The 17,101-nt window shown below is 64.1% G+C and carries 15 protein-coding genes; 10 read left to right on the top strand and 5 right to left on the bottom strand.

Annotation, left to right across the window (positions count from 1 at the left end):
* The first annotated feature begins 63 nt into the window (after window positions 1–63).
* The 4 genes from E0H22_RS17155 to E0H22_RS17140 all read left to right on the top strand — a co-directional run bounded on the left by E0H22_RS17155 (window position 64) and on the right by E0H22_RS17140 (window position 5,525).
* On the top strand, window positions 64–3,567 hold the full coding sequence (locus tag E0H22_RS17155) for an autotransporter outer membrane beta-barrel domain-containing protein (RefSeq protein WP_233022205.1): 3,504 nt from the start codon (window positions 64–66) through the stop codon (window positions 3,565–3,567).
* Window positions 3,568–3,778: 211 nt separating this feature from the next.
* Window positions 3,779–3,922: a hypothetical protein gene (locus E0H22_RS17150; protein ID WP_233022204.1), complete on the top strand. Its 144-nt coding sequence runs from the start codon at window positions 3,779–3,781 to the stop codon at window positions 3,920–3,922.
* Window positions 3,923–3,963: 41 nt separating this feature from the next.
* A complete protein-coding gene (locus tag E0H22_RS26065; protein ID WP_430715162.1) occupies window positions 3,964–4,122 on the top strand; it encodes a hypothetical protein in 159 nt (52 codons plus the stop codon).
* 272 nt (window positions 4,123–4,394) lie between these two features.
* A complete protein-coding gene (locus E0H22_RS17140) occupies window positions 4,395–5,525 on the top strand; it encodes a serine hydrolase domain-containing protein (RefSeq protein WP_233022203.1) in 1,131 nt (376 codons plus the stop codon).
* Window positions 5,526–5,741: 216 nt separating this feature from the next.
* On the opposite strand, the gene aptA is transcribed toward E0H22_RS17140, so the two are convergent.
* The gene (gene aptA / locus E0H22_RS17135) at window positions 5,742–7,073 is read right to left on the bottom strand and encodes an omega-aminotransferase AptA (RefSeq protein ID WP_430715161.1); all 1,332 of its coding nucleotides are present in this window, start codon (window positions 7,071–7,073) and stop codon (window positions 5,742–5,744) included.
* 160 nt (window positions 7,074–7,233) lie between these two features.
* Between aptA and E0H22_RS17130 the strand changes: the two genes are divergently transcribed.
* Entirely contained in the window at window positions 7,234–7,782 is a 549-nt protein-coding gene (locus E0H22_RS17130; RefSeq protein ID WP_233022201.1) for a cupin domain-containing protein, read from the top strand.
* A gap of 18 nt (window positions 7,783–7,800) precedes the next feature.
* On the opposite strand, the gene E0H22_RS17125 is transcribed toward E0H22_RS17130, so the two are convergent.
* The 3 genes from E0H22_RS17125 to E0H22_RS17115 all read right to left on the bottom strand — a co-directional run bounded on the left by E0H22_RS17125 (window position 7,801) and on the right by E0H22_RS17115 (window position 10,058).
* Entirely contained in the window at window positions 7,801–8,325 is a 525-nt protein-coding gene (locus E0H22_RS17125) for an OsmC family protein (RefSeq protein ID WP_233022200.1), read from the bottom strand.
* 235 nt (window positions 8,326–8,560) lie between these two features.
* On the bottom strand, window positions 8,561–9,250 hold the full coding sequence (locus tag E0H22_RS17120; protein WP_233022199.1) for a YkgJ family cysteine cluster protein: 690 nt from the start codon (window positions 9,248–9,250) through the stop codon (window positions 8,561–8,563).
* Window positions 9,251–9,410: 160 nt separating this feature from the next.
* Window positions 9,411–10,058 carry a TetR/AcrR family transcriptional regulator gene (locus tag E0H22_RS17115; protein WP_233022198.1) on the bottom strand — a complete coding sequence of 216 codons (648 nt, stop codon included), beginning with the start codon at window positions 10,056–10,058 and terminating at the stop codon, window positions 9,411–9,413.
* 312 nt (window positions 10,059–10,370) lie between these two features.
* On the opposite strand from E0H22_RS17115, the gene E0H22_RS17110 reads away from it, so the two are divergent.
* From E0H22_RS17110 to E0H22_RS17090, 5 genes are all read left to right on the top strand, one after another.
* Window positions 10,371–11,633, top strand: coding sequence for an acyl-CoA dehydrogenase family protein (locus E0H22_RS17110; RefSeq protein WP_233022197.1), 1,263 nt, complete (start codon window positions 10,371–10,373; stop codon window positions 11,631–11,633).
* Window positions 11,634–11,836: 203 nt separating this feature from the next.
* Window positions 11,837–12,904: a phosphotransferase family protein gene (locus E0H22_RS17105; protein ID WP_233022196.1), complete on the top strand. Its 1,068-nt coding sequence runs from the start codon at window positions 11,837–11,839 to the stop codon at window positions 12,902–12,904.
* A 34-nt stretch (window positions 12,905–12,938) separates the two neighbouring features.
* Window positions 12,939–13,949, top strand: a complete 1,011-nt coding sequence (locus E0H22_RS17100) for a DMT family transporter (RefSeq protein ID WP_233022195.1) — start codon at window positions 12,939–12,941, stop codon at window positions 13,947–13,949.
* Window positions 13,950–14,127: 178 nt separating this feature from the next.
* Complete coding sequence (locus E0H22_RS17095; protein WP_233022194.1) at window positions 14,128–15,012, top strand: DMT family transporter; 885 nt, start codon at window positions 14,128–14,130, stop codon at window positions 15,010–15,012.
* A gap of 182 nt (window positions 15,013–15,194) precedes the next feature.
* Window positions 15,195–16,106: a DMT family transporter gene (locus E0H22_RS17090; protein WP_233022193.1), complete on the top strand. Its 912-nt coding sequence runs from the start codon at window positions 15,195–15,197 to the stop codon at window positions 16,104–16,106.
* A 114-nt stretch (window positions 16,107–16,220) separates the two neighbouring features.
* Here the strand turns inward: E0H22_RS17090 and E0H22_RS17085 are convergent, their stop codons facing one another.
* Window positions 16,221–17,006, bottom strand: coding sequence for an SDR family NAD(P)-dependent oxidoreductase (locus tag E0H22_RS17085; RefSeq protein WP_233022192.1), 786 nt, complete (start codon window positions 17,004–17,006; stop codon window positions 16,221–16,223).
* Window positions 17,007–17,101: the final 95 nt, after the last annotated feature.

Here is a 17,101-nt window from a genome sequence, read left to right as displayed (position 1 = left end):
AGGAACGTGCGACGTTCGCATCTGCGCGGAATTGCCCGGGCCGTCGCCATCCTCGCTCTAATTATGCCTCGCCTCGCTGCCGCTCAGTCCGGGGGCGATGGAGGATTTGGCAGCGGCGCCGAACCGGGCGGCGCAGGCGGTGCGCCCTTTATCGCTGGAAGTCCAGGCACAGGCGGTACCGGAGGCGGCGGCGGCGGCGGAGGCGGGGCCGGTCAAGCAGGTGGCGTCTCATCCTCCGGCTCGGCCGGCGGTGCGGCTGGCGTAGACGGGCATTTCAGCGACGGTGGCAAAGGGGGAGACGGCAACAGTTCGGCGGGCCCGGGCCAGAGCGGCAGCGGCGGTGGCGGCGGCGGAAGCGGCCTAGTCGCTTCCGGCGGGTCTGTGAATGTCAACAACTCCTTCGGTGGAGGTGCCGGTGGCAACGGCGGATTGGCATTGGAGGGCGGTGGCGGCGGTGGCGGTGCCGGCGGTTACGGCATTCTCTCTACCGGAGCAGGCGCGATCGTGGTCGATGTCGGAACATCGGGTCGGATCAGCGGTGGGGTCGGCGGAAACGGGCATGGTCCTGGCTCTCTCAACGCGGTTACGAATATCGGTGGCGGGTTTGGAGGCGGCGGAGGCGCAGGCATCGGCTTCACCGCCGCGGGCTCTCGTCTCGATCTGTTGTCTGGCACCCTCGCGGGTGGAGCGGGAGGGTTCGGCGGTGGTTGGGGAGGAGCTCGACAGGGATCCACGATCGCAGGAGGGGATGGAGGAGCAGGGGGAGCCGGGGTGCTGGGGGCCGGCCAGGTCATCAATTCGGCGGGCACCATTATTGGCGGTGCGGGCGGAAGGGGTGGCAGCTCATACGACGCGCCCGCCAGTTCCGGAGGGGCGGGCGGAGATGCCATCCGCGGATCGGGCAACATCATCTTCAACAGCGGGACTATCTCGGGCGGCAACGGCGGTGCAGGCGGATCCGTTTATAACACTACGACGACGGGCGCCGCTGGCTTGGGCGGGGTCGGCATTTCAGGTTCGGATCTGTCGGTCACCAATGCCGGGTCGATCAGTGGCGGTTTGGCGGATGGGGGCACTGGTCCGCGAGCCAATGCGATATTGTTCAGCGGCGGTGTGAACCGGCTTGAACTGCAAGCCGCGAATGCTGGCGGGACCTATTCCGCAATCACCGGCAATGTTGTGGTGGATACCAGCGCGGGCGCCAGCGGAACGCTCGCCCTCGGCGGGACGAATGACGCTTCATTCGACATCTCCCAGGTCAGCGCATCTGGGCAATATCGCGGCTTCACGTCGTTCGAAAAGCTGGGGGGCGCAACCTGGACCCTGATTGGCACCAACTCGAACGCTACGCCGTGGTTCATCAACGGCGGTACCTTGTCGGTTGCATCGAATGGCAGTCTGGGTGCTGGTGCTGTGGGCCTGAGCTTCGATGGCGGAGCCCTCCGCGTGACTGGAACGGGACTTCCGGTCCTCGCGCGCACAATCACATTGGGTCCGGGAGGTGGTACGATCGATGTCGCGGATTCGGCACACACATTGCTCCAGTCCGGCGTGATAAGCGGGACTGGCGCGCTCACCAAGGCGGGCCCGGGATCGCTGCTGTTGAGCGCGACGAACTCCTATTCTGGCGGCACGACTATCGCAGACGGTTCGGTCACGCTAGCGGCCGCAGATGCGCTCGGCACGGGCGGCCTGTCCATGGCCGGCGGAACACTGAATGTCGGCGGGTTCGATTTACGGTTGCATTATCTCCAAGGGAGCGCAGGCCGTATCAGCAACAATGTCGCTAGTTCCGCAGCGCTCAGTGTGGGGTCCGGCTCTTTCAAGGGATATCTGGAGGATGGGGTTGGCCGTCTGTCTCTGGTCAAGGAGACTTCGGGCACCCTGACATTGGAAGGCAATAGCGCCTATACCGGCTCGACCCTCGTCAATGAAGGGAAGCTGGTCGTGAACGGGTCGATCGCGTCGTCGTCAGGCGTGATGGTGGCAGCAGGGGCTCGGCTTGGCGGCTCCGGTGTGCTCCCTACGACAGTCGTCAATGGCGGCATCTTGGCTCCAGGCAATTCGCCGGGAACGTTGACCGTGAACGGCAATCTGACGCTCGGTGCAGGCTCCGTCTACGAGGCGGAGATACAGGGCGCGGTTTCGGATCGGATCAACGTCACCGGCGCGGCCGCGCTCGCCGGTACGCTCAAGATCATTCCGCTCGGCGGCCCCTACGTTTTCAACACGCCCTATACGCTACTTTCGGCGGCTGGCGGCCGCACCGGCACTTTCAGCCCCGTCGATCTGACCGGCACCTTCGGCGGCGGCGTCGCGATGGCGATGGCCTATACCCCGACCGACGTTCAACTGACACTGACGCCCCAGCAGCTGGCGCCAACCGTAGGTGCGCTCAATCCCGCAGGCGTCGCGCTAGCCAATGTCTATTCGGTGGCGACGGCGATTGACAGGGCCGTCGCGGCTGGCGGCGATCCTTCGCCGCTGTTCGCGATCTACAACCTGCCGGCTGCGGCAATCCCGGCAGCGATCAACCAGCTTTCCGGCGAGATTCACATCGCCGTTCCCGCGATGGCCAATGTGGCAGCCGACCAGTTCCTCCGCGCGATGCTTGATCCGATGGCTGCCGGGCGACTGGATGCCGGCGCCACGGGCAGGGGATCTGCGGCCTCCCCGGGGCTGGTAAGCGCCGAGAAAACGAGCGCCGCGTCGCGGCGCGATCCGTCCGGTTATTCGGTGTGGGGCTCGGTGTTCGGTTCTCATGGCCGCACCGACGGTGCCGCGGCGATTGGTTCCGCCCCACGCACCACCGCCGATACTCATTTGGCTACGGGCATCGATATGCGACTGACGCAGGGCACCGTCGCGGGCCTCGCCGTCGCTGGCGGCAGGGCGCGCGTCTCGCTGCCGGGGCTCATCGGCAAGGTCGATGCCGATGTCTTCCAGGCCGGCATTTACGGCATGACCCAGCTCGGCCCGCTCGAGCTCGGCGCCGCGGCGGGATACGCGAAGCTCAATAACGACGTCAGCCGCGGCATTCCGGCGCTGGGCTCGAGCCTGTCCTCGTCCTACGAGACCACAGCCTGGAGCGGGCGCTTGCAGGCGAGCGTGGCCGCCTTCACCGGGAACGGACTCAGCCTCTCGCCCCTGGCTGCACTGCAGGCGACGCACGTTCGCAATCCAGCGGTGGTCGAGACCAACGGGGCCGGTGTCAGCGCAGGGGCGCTCGCCTTAAACAAGCGTAGCGAGATCACCTCGCGCAGCGAGTTCGGCCTGCAACTCGGCGCTGACGGCCTCTTCGGCGGCGTTTCCGTAATCGGCTATATCCGTGCGGCCTGGGCGCATCAATTCCAGCGCGAGAACGACCTCACAGCGAGCCTGGTGGGGCTGTCCGCCGCCGCCTTCAGGGCCACGGGTGCCGCAACCGATCGCAACAGCGTGCTTATCGCCTCCGGCATCAGCGCCCGCCTCAGCGAATGCGTCACACTCGGCCTCAACCTTGACGGAGAGCTTTCCGCCAACGCCAACCGCATCGGCGGATCAGCGCAGATCAGGGTCAGCTTCTGAACGTCTGTTTGGTATACTAAAGCAGCGCGCTGCCAGCTTTGCTTCTGGGGCTTTCGTGTTGTCACGGCCGGATCGACGGTCATGACGCGCCCCATATGATCGATTGCGTAACGCGCCGGAACGAGCGATCCACTGCAATGCCGGCAATTACTGGTTGGCAACGCCGGCGGTGGGTGATGGCGATCGCGCTATCGTCGAATGATCGCAATTCGTGCGGACAGGTCAACCGGCCTCCTATGTGGAGGTCGTGATCGACGAGACGACGGGTGAGATCATTCCGCGAAAGGCCGGCACCGGACAGGCTGCGGAGCAAGGGCTGGGACGGATCGATATTCAGGATTCCCTAGAGGCTTAATCGCTGATTCATAGGGTTCCGTGATTTGCACGGAGCATGTGATGGCGACGAAGCGCTACGAATTGAACGAGGCGCAGTGGGTGAGGATTTCGCCGCTGCTGCCGGACAAGGCTGGCGATGCAGGTCGTCCTGCAGCGGATACAGTGAAGGGCGCACGTCTTTCGCACCCCGCGTGTCATGCCTGCACACGCCGGAATTGATCGCCTGAGTCCGAGGTACGAGGCCGTATCTGCATCAGCTTCAGTTAGCTCAGCAATAGGTGGGTATTAGAACTTCTCGAACTTGCCGCGTTGATTGCGACGCTGCCATGCCATCGAGAACTGCATGCATGTCGCTCCTGCCTTTGGAGGTGAGAGCAGGCTGCAGCGATCCATGCAAATCGCGCGAGAGCGCTCGCGCTGCTGTCGGTTGTCGCCGGTTCCGATCCGGTCGATAAGCGGGATGTGTTGTCCAAAGCGAGCTTGATCCGCCCATGACCGACCAACCTTATTTCCCGGCCAGCGGAAACGCCTGGGACAAGATCGATCCACATGCCGCCGGCTATGCGCCGGACAGGCTCGCATCCGCCGTGGCCTTTGCAGAGGCGAATGAGACGCCGTGGCCGCGCGGTTTCTATTACGATGACGGCCGCTATGCGCCGAATGTGGACTGGAATGAAACCGGACCATGGAGCGCGGTGCTGGGGCCGGTGCGCGAACGCGGCGGATCGGCGGGCATGGTGCTGCAGAGCGGGCGCGTGCTGGCGTCGTGGGGCGATGTCGCGCGGCCCGACATGACCTTCTCCATCGCCAAGAGCTATCTCGCGGTGTTGACGGGGCTCGCCGTGGATGACGGGCTGATCGGCGATCTCGACGAGCCCGTGGGCCGGCGCGTGCCGGGGCCGCTGTTCGCTGATGCCCATAACGGCAGGGTCACCTGGCGGCATCTGCTGCAACAGACCAGCGAATGGCGCGGCGAGCTGTTCGGCAAGCCGGATCAGATCGATCACAACCGCCTGGTCGCGCCGAATGCCGACAACAGCCGCAAGGGCGAACTGCGCGCGCTGCACGCGCCGGGCGCGTTTTACGAATACAACGATGTGCGCGTGAACCTGCTGTCGCTGAGCCTGCTCAATCTGTTCAAGCGGCCGCTGCCGGATGTGCTGCGCGAGCGCATCATGGCCCCCATCGGCGCGTCGAACGACTGGAGCTGGCTCGGCTACGACAATTCATGGGTGGAGATCGGCGGCCAGCGGGTGCAGTCGGTGCCGGGCGGCGGCCATTGGGGCGGCGGCATGTTCATCGGTGCCGACGACCATGCGCGCTTCGGCCTCTTGATGGCGCGGGGCGGCGCATGGAATGGCAAGCAGCTGCTGTCGCAGAGCTGGATCGATGCGATGTGGGCACCGTCGGCGCTGCAGCCGAATTACGGTTTCCTGTGGTGGCTGAATCGCGGACCACATGCCAACAAAAGCGCGCCGGAGACGGCGGTCTATGCGCTCGGGGCCGGCGGCAACATGATCTGGATCGATCGCGACGCCGACATGATCGCCGTGACGCGCTGGCTGCCGAGCGCGAAAGCGCCGGAATTCATCCGGCAACTGATCGCAGCGCGGGGAATATAGACTCGTGTCCCGGACGCGATGCAGCACGCGCCTTCGCGTGTTGTATTGCTGAGCCGGAACCGTCACGAATTCCGGCGTTTGATACGGTCCCGGCTCTGCGAAGCGGCATGAAGAATGCCGCATCGCGTCCGGGACACGGGGTAAGGGCCAAAAGAAAACCCCGACGGCGCCTTCGCACCGTCGGGGTTTTAGCTTCTGACGCGAAGGCGTCTGTCGTTACGCGACGCGTTTGATGGCGGCGCTGAGGATCGTCATCATGTCGTCGATATGGTTCTTCTCTACGGTGAGCGGGGGCGACATCGCAAAGGCGTCGCTGCTCTGGCGCAGATAGAGACCGGTGTTGAAGCAATCCACCATCACCTCATAGCCGCGCGCGCCCGGCGCGTCCTTGCGCGGCGCGAGTTCGACGGCGCCCATCAGGCCGCAATTGCGGATGTCGATGACGTTCGGCAGGCCCTTCAGCGCATGCAGGCTGTCGCGCCAGTATTCGGCCATCGACGCGCCGCGGGTGAGCAGGCCTTCGTTCTTGTAGATGTCGAGGGTTGCGATGCCGGCGGCGCAGGCGACCGGATGCGCCGAATAGGTGTAGCCGTGGAACAGCTCGATCTGACTTTCCGGGCCGGTCATCAGACCATCATAGATCTTGCGGCTGGCGAACACAGCGCCGCAGGGCACGGTGCCGTTGGTGATGCCCTTGGCGGTGGTCATGATATCCGGCGTGACGCCGAAATACTGCGCGGCGAACGGAGCGCCGAGGCGGCCGAAGCCGGTGATGACTTCGTCGAAGATCAAAAGGATGCCGTGTTTGGTGCAGAGTTCGCGCAGGCGCTCGAGATAGCCCTTCGGCGGCGGCAGCACGCCGGTCGAGCCCGGCACCGGCTCGATGATCACGGCGGCGATAGTGTCGGCGCCATGCAGCGCGACCAGACGCTCGACATCGTCGGCGAATTCGGCGCCGTATTCCGGCAGGTCCTTCGAGAAGGCATTGCGCGCGAGATCGTGCGTGTGGCGGATGTGGTCGATACCCGGCAGCTGCGCCGATACAAAGGCGCGGCGGTTGTTGACCATGCCGCCCACCGAGGTGCCGCCGAAGCCGACGCCGTGATAGCCGCGCTCGCGGCCGATCAGGCGTGTGCGCGTGGCCTGACCGATGGCGCGCTGATAGGCGATGGCGATCTTCAGCGCGGTGTCGCCGGATTCAGAACCGGAATTGGTGAAGAAGATGCGGTCGAGGCCGGCGGGGGCGATCTCGGCGAGGCGGTTGGCGAATTCGAAGGCCAGCGGATGGCCCATCTGGAAGGCCGGGGCGAAATCGAGAGTGGAGAGCTGTTTCTCCACGGCGCTGGCAATCTCGCGACGGCCGTGGCCGGCATTGGTGCACCATAGGCCGGCGGAGCCGTCGATCACCTGGCGGCCGTCTTCGGTGGTGTAATACATACCCTTGGCCGACGCGAACATGCGCGGCGCCGCCTTGAACTGACGGTTGGCCGTAAACGGCATCCAGAAGGTGTCGAGTTGCAAGCTGTTCGGAATCTGATGGACGGTCACGGCACGCCTCCCAGGGCTGATCATCGGGCTGATTTTCGCATCTGGATCATGTTCGTGACATTGCAACAAGTCCTTTTCTTGGACTGATCAAGCTATTGATTTTGCTTGGCTGTCTAGACGATATTTGTTCGATCCGAAACACTCGCAACAGGATGATGGCGTGAGCATCGATCTCGGCGAACGGCTGCGCTTCGTGCGCGGCCGTCACAAGCTGTCGCAGCGTGAGCTGGCCAAGCGCGCGGGCGTCACCAATTCGACGATCTCGCTGATCGAATCCGGCCAGATGAACCCGTCGGTCGGCGCGCTGAAACGGATTCTGGACGGCATCCCGATGGGGCTCGCCGAATTCTTCGCCATCGAGCCGGACCGGCCGCGCAAGGCGTTCTATCGCGCCGACGAGCTGACCGAGATCGGCAAGTCGCCGATCTCCTATCGCCAGGTCGGCGACAACCTGTTCGGCCGTGCCCTGCAGATCCTGAAGGAACGTTACGAGCCGGGCAGCGACACCGGGCGGGTGCCGCTGGTGCATGACGGCGAGGAGGGCGGCATCGTGATTTCGGGACGGCTCGAGGTCATCGTCGACGACGAGCGCCGCATCCTCGACCCCGGCGACGCCTATTATTTCGAAAGCCGGCGTCCGCATCGCTTTCGCTGTGTCGGCGCGAAGCCGTGCGAAGTGATCAGCGCCTGCACCCCGCCGACGTTTTGAAGGGCTCCGCGCCGCGCGTCACCCGGCCGCGGCGTTCAGCGGCTCGGTGCGGAGAGACAGCGTCACCGGCGTGGAGTTGCGCAGGATATCCAGCACGGGACAGTGGCGATCGACGATATCCTTCAGGCGCGCAAGGTCTTCCTGCGACGCCGGACTGTCCAAGGTCACGTCGGCTTCGATCGTTTGAAAGCCAGGCCGCACGTCTTGCGCGACGTTGAAGAAGCCCCGCAGATCGATGGCGCCGGTGAGTCGAACTGAAACGCCGTTCAAGGGAATACCAAGTGCGTCGGCGTGCAGCCGATAGGTGATTTCCTGACAAGATCCGAGCGCCGCCAGAATGTACTCCACCGGATTGGGCGCGGTGTCTTGCCCGCCGAGTCCCGGCGGCTCATCGACGCCGATGTTGAACTGCCGGATCGCGACTGCGCTGTTGACGCCGTCGCCAAGACGGGACTGTGCATGAAACACCGCTTGCGCCTGCGCGGGATCGGTGCTCAACGCGGTTTGTGTTCCTGTAAACACGTCCTTGAATTTGTAGCTCATCGTCTGCTCCGGCTATGTGTTGGCATGGGCGGAGGAGGGATGTTGACGAAACCGAAAGTCTTTAACAATCGGGCCAACGCGAAAACGACGGGCATCGTCTCGAACGGTGATTTGGCAGCAAGTTCTTTCAACGATGCAGGCTGCGGGAGCTGAATGAGTTTGCGTAGCTCGCGGCTCACGCGAGCAGTGAATACGGTGGCGAGTGCTTGTCCGCCGCCGTCGTTCTGACGGGGTTTTAGCGGGCGCCCATTTCGGCCAGCAACGCCTCCGCGAGACCCTGCTGGTCTGCGGGCAGTCCGCGATCCCGGGCCGCCTGTTCGAGCGCGAAGGTCGCTTCCATGTGGATGCGGTAATGCGCGGCGTTCTGTTCGACGCCCGTGCCGTCTGCGATGTCGCCGAACACGACATCGTTGCAGCGTGCCACCGAACGCGAGGTGAAGGCGCGGCAGGACAGCGGGCGGACATCGTAGACCGTGCAGCAATTGTCCTCGCCGAGCAGGGGACAGCGGTGACGGAGTTTTGTCGGGTCCGCGGCGTTGCGGACGGCCGCGGCTGCGATCTGCAGCCGGCCATACAGCGCATCGCGCTCGGCAGGCGAGAAGTGGGTCTCGACGTGATCGGCCATCAAGCGGGCGATGCCGGGCGGAATCTGGACATAGAGATGACAGCAGGCAGCGCAGCCGCTGGCGCAGGCGAGCGGCGGTTGATTGGGGATGTGCGCATAGACGCTGGCGCTGGCGGCGCCGGCGAGATCGACGACGTCGCGCGCTGCGTCTTGCAGGCTCGCAGCGCGCTCGCAGACGACGCCGCAGGCCGAACGGAAATTGCCGAAAATGGCTTCATAGCGGCCGGACAGCGAACGCATCAACGCGCCGACCTCGGCGATGTCGTCCGATACGAAATCGATGGCGTCCTGCGCGCTCATGTCAGCGGCATACGCTGCGAATCGCGGCAGCGGTAGAGGGGAGTTCTGTCGTTGCCCGGCTTGACCGGGCAACCCAGTAGACACTGGCGGCGATGCTCAAGCATGACCGCTGATGTCTACTGGGTTACCCGCTTTCGCGGGTAACGACAGAAGAGCGGGACTAGGCCCTTGCCTTGACCCGTGCCGGTTTCCCCGTCAGCGCCGTGACCGCGACATTCACCACGCGGTCGATGATCGCCTGCACATCGTCGAGATCGCACAGGCCGTCCGACATGCGGGTCAGGCGTTCGGTGTCGCGGATGGTCTGGTGGGCCATGGCGAGCGCGAAATGCAATGTCCAGAAGATGTCGGCTGGATCGTGATCGGGGAGGGCACGGCGCAATGCGGCAGCGAAACGCTTGAGGTGATCGACCTCGCGGTTCTTGATCTTGCGGATCGGCGGGACACTCTCAATCGAGGCGCGGATCATGAAGCGCGCGGCATCGGAGCGCTGTTTTTCGGGCCCGAGGCAGCCGCGCATGGTCGGGCCGACGAGGGCGGTGAAGATGTCCTTCGGCGTGGCGCGGCCGCCGCCGGCTTCTTCAAGCCTCTTCAATTCGTGCAGGCGTTCGCGATTGGTGGCGATACTTCGCGTCACGAACAATTCGGCGATCAGCTCGTCCTTCGAGCCGAAGTGATAATTCACCGCTGCGAGATTGACGTCGGCCGCGGCCACGATGTCGCGCATCGTCACATCCGCAAAGCCGCGCTCGGCATAGAGCCGCTCGGCTGCGGTGATGATGGCGGTGCGGGTGCGGTCTGCTGCCATGCCTTGATCCCCGCCAAATTCCTTTTCGTGCAACCGATCCGGCGGAACATGGCGCCATGCGACAGGCGCCGATCCCGGCGATTGCTTTTCAAACACTTGTATGAAACTATCGTTTGAGTGAGCGGAATGTCAATGCGCGCCCCTATCGACGGGTAATCGCAGCGCCGGGACATTCCGTCTCATGCCATCGCCCCCGCGATGTGCGCAGGCCTGAAAGGCGAGCGACGTTTCGCGCGCATTTTTCGCTTGCGGACAGCTGTTCGCGGGACAACAGTGCCGCCAAAGATTGCGAAGAACAAAGAGGAACGTCCCATGGATTTCACGATGTCGGACCGCCAGCGCGAATGGCTCGAGCGCGTGTCCTCCTTCATGACCAAGCATGTCCGCCCCGCCGTGCCGATCTATCGCCAGCAGGACGAGACGGGCGAACGCTGGAAGGTCATCCCCATCGTCGAGGAACTGAAGAAGAAGGCCAAGGCCGAAGGCCTGTGGAACATGTTCATGCCGCCGTCGTCGCATGAGGATGACGAATTCCACGGCGCGGGACTGAGCAATCTCGAATATGCGCTGCTGGCCGAGCAGATGGGCCATATCGGCTGGGCGTCTGAAGTGTTCAACTGCTCCGCGCCGGACACCGGCAATATGGAAGTGTTCATGCGCTACGGCTCGAAGGAGCAGAAGCAGAAGTGGCTGAAGCCGCTGATGAACGGCGAGATTCGTTCGGCCTTCCTGATGACCGAGCCGGCAGTGGCGTCGTCGGACGCGACCAATATCGAAACGCGGATCGAGCGTGACGGCGATCACTATGTGATCAACGGCCGCAAGTGGTGGTCGTCGGGCGTCGGCGATCCCCGCTGCAAGATCGCCATCCTGATGGGCAAGACCGATCCGTCCGCCGCCAAGCATCAGCAGCAGTCGCAGATCCTGGTGCCGCTCGACACTCCGGGCATCACCGTCGAGAAGCTGCTGCCGGTGTTCGGCTTCGACGACGCACCGCACGGTCATGCCCAGGTGCTGCTCGAAAACGTGCGCGTGCCGAAGGAGAACATCCTGCTCGGCGAGGGCCGCGGCTTCGAGATCGCCCAGGGCCGTCTCGGTCCGGGCCGCATCCATCACTGCATGCGCACCATCGGCAAGGCCGAGGAAGCGCTGAAGAAGATGGTGCGCCGCCTGCAGTCGCGCACGGCTTTCGGCAAGAAGATCATTGAATATTCGATCTGGGAGCAGCGGATCGCCGAGGCTCGCACCGATATCGAGATGAACCGTCTGCTCTGCCTCAAGGCGGCCGACATGATGGACAAGGTCGGCAACAAGACCGCCCAGCTCGAAATCGCGATGATCAAGGTCTCCGGCCCGAACATGGCGCTGAAGATCATCGACAACGCGATCCAGGCCTTCGGCGCCGCCGGCGTGTCGGACGATGCGGGTCTCGCCCGCGACTATGCGTCCATGCGCACGATGCGTCTGGCCGACGGCCCCGATGAAGTGCATAATCGCGCCATCGCGCGGCTCGAGTTGAAGAAATACGCCAATGCGCCGGATACGTCGGTGGAGGCATTGGCGGGAAGGCACTAGAAAACGTAACCGCGCTCACTTGTCATCCCCGCCCAGCACGCCGAAGGCGTGCGTAGAGCGGGGATCCAGTACACGCCGACGTCAGTGGTAAATTGAGACGGCGGTGTTTACTGGTTCGCCCGGTCCTAGCGCGCAATTGCGCGCACGGCCGTGCGATGACAACCGAGAGGCGGCCGACAAGAAAAGAAACGTGAGGATACGACGTGACCGATACCGATGGTGTGAAGCGCGACGACGAATATAACGGCACACGACCGGTGGAAGACCGGCACCGCTTCGACGAGGCGTCGCTCGAAGCCTGGATGCGCCAGCATGTCGAAGACTTCGAGGGGCCGCTGACGGTCCTGCAGTTCAAGGGCGGGCAGTCGAACCCCACCTACCGGCTGAACACCCCGAAGCGTTCCTACGTGATGCGGCGCAAGCCGTTCGGCAAGCTGCTGCCATCGGCGCATGCCGTCGATCGTGAATTCAAGGTGATCGCCGCGCTCGGCAAGCAGGGCTTTCCGGTGGCGCGCGCCTATGCGCTCTGCACCGACGATGCGGTGATCGGCTCGGCCTTCTATGTGATGTCGATGGAGGAGGGGCGGATCTTCTGGGACCCCGCGCTGCCGGCGGTCGACAAGAGCGAGCGCCGCGCGATCTTCACATCGAAGATCGAGACACTGGCGCAGCTGCACAGCTACGATCCCGAAAAGATCGGGCTCGGCGACTTCGGTCGCCCCGGCAATTACTTTGCGCGCCAGGTCGATCGCTGGACCAAGCAGTATCGCGCCTCGGAGACCCAGCTCATTCCCGAGATGGAGCGGCTGATCGAATGGCTGCCGACCTCGGTGCCCGAGCAGGAGCGCGTGTCGGTGGTGCATGGCGACTATCGCATCGACAACATGGTGTTCCACGCCACACAGCCGAAGGTGCAGGCGGTGCTCGACTGGGAGCTCTCGACCCTCGGCGATCCCATGGCCGACTTCACCTATCTTCTGATGCAGTGGATCATGCCCGGTCTCGACGGGCTCGATTTCAAGGCGCTCGATATCCCGACCATGGACGAGGCGGCGCGGATCTATTGCGACTATGCCGGCCGCAAGGACGTGCCCGATCTCAACTGGTACTATTGCTACAACCTGTTCCGGCTGACCGGCATTCTGCAGGGCATCGCCGGCCGCGTCCGCGACGGCACCGCGTCGTCGGCGAAGGCGAAGGAATCCATCAAGCGCACGGTGCCGCTGGCGCAGGCGTCGTGGAAATACGCGCAGCTCGCCGGCGCGAAATAGGCGGCCTGCAGGGTGGGCAAAGGCGCGCAGCGCCGTGCCCATCATTTCAACCACCCGTGTCGTGACGGTCGCGGTGGGCCCGGCGCAGAAGCGCCTTTGCCCGCCTCCATTTTTCCCGGCGGACATCTTGGCGCTGTCTCCCAATTTTACCGGAAGCCTGTTCATGGTCGGGGCCATGGCGAGCTTCAGCGTGACCGATGCGATCTCGAAATTCCTGCTGCCGCAGATGAATTTCGGGCAGCTCGTGCTGCTGCGTGGCGTCGTGGCAATCGTGCTGATCACGACGCTGGCCGCCCATCGCGGCGCGTTGCGGCCGCTGCGCATTCTGTTCGTGCCGCAGGTCGCGATGCGCATCGTCGGCGAGGTCGGCGGGACGATCCTGTTTCTGCTGGCGATCACCCATCTGCCGCTCGCCAATGTGGCGGCGATCATCCTGTCTCTGCCGCTGGCGATTACGCTCGGCGCGGTACTGATGTTCGGCGAACGCGTCGGCTGGCGGCGCTGGCTGGCGATCGCGGCGGGGTTCGTCGGCGTATTGATCATCGTCAGGCCCGGCGCTGCCGGCTTTAACCAGTTCACCTTGCTGGCGCTGGGTTCGGTCGCGTTCTACGCGCTGCGCGATCTCGCCACCAAGCAGGTCCCGGCGGATATTCCGGCGCTGTTCGTGACGCTGCTGACAACGATATCCATGACGGCTGTCGGCGGCCTGATGGTGATGCCGCTCGGTGGCTGGACCACGCCATCAGTCCCCGCGCTTGCGCTGTTGACGGTGGCCGCGGTGCTGGTGCTGGCAGGCTATCAATGCGTGATCATGGCGCTGCGTGTCGGCGATATTTCCGCCGTCGCGCCATTTCGCTATACGCAGCTGCTGTGGGCGATGCTGCTGGGTTACCTCATTTTTGGCGATGTGCCCGATGGCGCCATGATCGTCGGCGCAACCATCATCGTCGCCTCCGGCCTCTACACGTTCCATCGCGAGCATCTTCGCAATCGCGAGATGCTGATGACGGCCAAGGCAGGCAGCGTGCCCGCGGACGGGCCGTAGCCGCACGCGTCATGCAGATATGCTGAGGTCACCGGCGCAAGCTCCGTCTGGTTCGCATCGCCGTTTTGGTGCAGATGAAATTGCATCACGCATGCTGCTCCGGATCTCCTCCGGCAGCCCTTCCCAGAATATCCCGGCGGTTGTCTTGCCTCTTTCTCCCAATATGCGCGGAAGCCTGATGATGGCCGTGGCGATGGCTGCCTTCAGCATGAACGACGCCACCACGAAATATCTCACCGCCGAGATGAATTTCGGCCAGGTGATGCTCGTGCGCGGCTCCATTTCCATCGTGCTGGTGTTTGCACTCGCCTGGTATCAGCAGGCGCTGCGGCCGGTCAGCGTGCTGTTCAAACTGCCGGTGGCCCTGCGCGTGTGCGGCGAGATCGGCGGCACCGCGACATTCCTCGCTGCGATCACCCATCTGCCGCTCGCCAATGTTTCGGCGATTTTCCAGTCGCTGTCGCTGGCGATTACGCTTGGCGCGGCGCTCATCTTTGGCGAGCCGGTGGGGTGGCGGCGCTGGCTGGCGATCGTCGCGGGCTTCATCGGCGTGCTGATCGTGGTGCGACCTGGCGCGGAGGGGTTCAATCAGTTCACCGTGCTGGCCTTGATCTCGGTGGCGTTCTGTGTGGTCCGCGATCTCGCCACCAGCCGCATTCCGAAGGACGTTCCTTCGGTGTTCGTGACGCTGCTTACGACTTTCGTCGTCACGATCGTCGGCGGCTTTCTCATCGTGCCGCTCGGCGGCTGGGCGCCGATGTCCGGCCGCTCGATGAGTTTCCTGTTGCTCGCCGGGGTGCTGGTTTTGATCGGCTATCAATGTGTGATCATCGCGCTGCGGGCAGGGGACATCTCGGCCGTCGCGCCCTTCCGCTACACGCAGCTGCTGTGGGCGATGGGGCTCGGTTTTCTCATCTTCGGCGATGTGCCCGATGGCTGGATGATCCTCGGCGCCACCGTCATCGTCGGCTCCGGGCTGTATGCCTTCCATCGCGAGCGAGTCCGCAACCGCGACGTGCTGGTGGAAGCCAAGGCGTCCGCGCCGCCGACCGAGGGCGTGTAACGGGCATGTCCCGCATCCGCCCGTTCGGGTGTCTGGCTATTATCGTCATGCGCGACCTATGCCCGGACGATGGGCGTGGCATGCGCAAGCCACCGGCTTGACCTTGCTTGCGGCCTGCCGCACACAGCACGCTGCGCCGCAGCGTTCCTTGTTGCGGAATATCGCTATGCCCGGACCCCATCTTGCCTCTCTCTCCCAATCTGCGCGGCAGCCTGTTCATGGCTGTGTCCATGGCCAGTTTCAGCGTCAATGACGCGCTCGCCAAATTCCTGACAACGCAGATGCATTTCAGCCAGGTGATGATGTTGCGCGGGGCTTTTGCCAGCGTTCTGATCGGAATGCTGGTGTTGCATCAGGGCGCCTTGCGGTCGCTGCGCGTGCTGCTGGCGGCGCCGGTGTCGCTGCGTATCTGCGGCGAGATCGGCGGTTCCGCGCTGTTTCTGGTGGCGGTCTCGTCGCTGCCGCTCGCCAATGTCACCGCCATCGTGCAGTCGTTGCCGCTGGTGATGACCTGCGGCGCCGTGCTGATCCTCGGCGAGCCGGTCGGCTGGCGGCGCTGGCTGGCGATCGCGGCCGGCTTCATCGGCGTGCTGATCATCGTGCGGCCGGGGGCGGACGGCTTCAGCCAGTTCACGCTGGTGGCGCTGCTGTCGGTCGGTTTCTACGCCATGCGCGATCTCGTCACCAAGCAGATCCCGGCGCAGATTCCGACGCTGTTCGTCACCTTTCTCACCGCCATCGCAGTGGCGCTGGCAGGCGCGACTCTGACCTTGCTGCATGGCGACTGGATCGTGCCGTCGCCGTCCGTGCTCGGTCTCGTCGCATTGGCAGCGGTGATGACGCTGATCGGATTCCAGTGCGGGATTCTGGCGCTGCGGGTCGGCGATGTCTCCGCCGTGGCGCCGGTGCGTTATTCGCAGATGCTGTATGCGATGCTGCTGGGTTATGCGATCTTCGGTGACATGCCCGATATCGCGATGATCGTCGGCGCCAGCGTGATCGTGGTGTCGGGCATCTATACGTTCCATCGCGAGCGCGTGCGCAACCGTCCGTTGGCGGCCAATGCGTCTCTATCGCCGCCGGATGGAGTGTAGGCCGCGGATGGTCGTCGCCCGGCCTGACCGGGCGACTTGCACCGATTTCCGCGCTTCCAAATACTTGCGGCGTTGACTGGATTGCCCGCTTTCGCGGGCAATGACATCGAGAGTTTAGATCGGCTTCCCCGCATAGGGCATCGATGCCGTGAGACCGCCGTCCACGGGGATTGCCTGGCCGTTCACATAGGACGCTTCGTCGCTCGCCAGGAACAGGCCCATGGCGGCGAGTTCGTGCGGCTGGCCGGCGCGCTTCAGCGGATTGAGCTGGCCGATCTTGCCCGCGGTGCCGCGCTCCTTGGCGTTGTCGAAGATCGGTTTGGTCATGCCGGTTTCGATCAGGCCGGGACACACCGCATTGATGCGCACGCCGGTGCCTGAGAGGGAATAAGCCGTCGTCTGCACGAGGCTGATGACGCCGGCTTTGCTCGACGCATAGGGGTGGCCGGACGCGCCGGACTTCAGACCTGCGACGGATGCCGTGCAGATGATCGAGCCATGGCCCTGTTTGATCATATGCGGCATGGAATGCTTGATGGCGAGGAAGGGGCCGATCAGGTTGATGCGCAGGATTTCCTGCCATTGATCGACGGTCTGCTCCAGCAGCGGCACGAGGCCGCCGGAGATGCCGGCATTGGCCCAGATCGCATCGAGCTTGCCATAGGCGGCGACGGCCTTGTCGATGAAGGCCTTCACGTCGTCCTCCGACCCCGCATCGGCGGTGACGGCCTGCACCGTGCCGCCGGCGTCGCTGACGAGCTTCGCCGTCTCATGAATGCTGTCGCTGCGATCGACGATGATCAGATTGCCGCCTTCTTTGGCAAACAGTTGCGCTGCGGCGCGGCCGATGCCGCTGCCTGCGCCGGTGATGACGATGGATTTGCCTGCGAGGCGGCCCATGTTTCTCTCCCTTGTGTTGTTGGATGACTATTTCTTGAGCGGACTGCCGCCACATGGAATTCAAGATATGGAGTTCAAAATTAGAGTTCATCATC

It is taken from the genome of Rhodopseudomonas boonkerdii (assembly GCF_021184025.1).
In the GTDB taxonomy this organism is placed as follows: Bacteria; Pseudomonadota; Alphaproteobacteria; order Rhizobiales; family Xanthobacteraceae; genus Tardiphaga; species Tardiphaga boonkerdii.
Note: the sequence above shows the minus strand (reverse complement) of the source record. Positions and strands in the feature narration are given on the sequence as shown.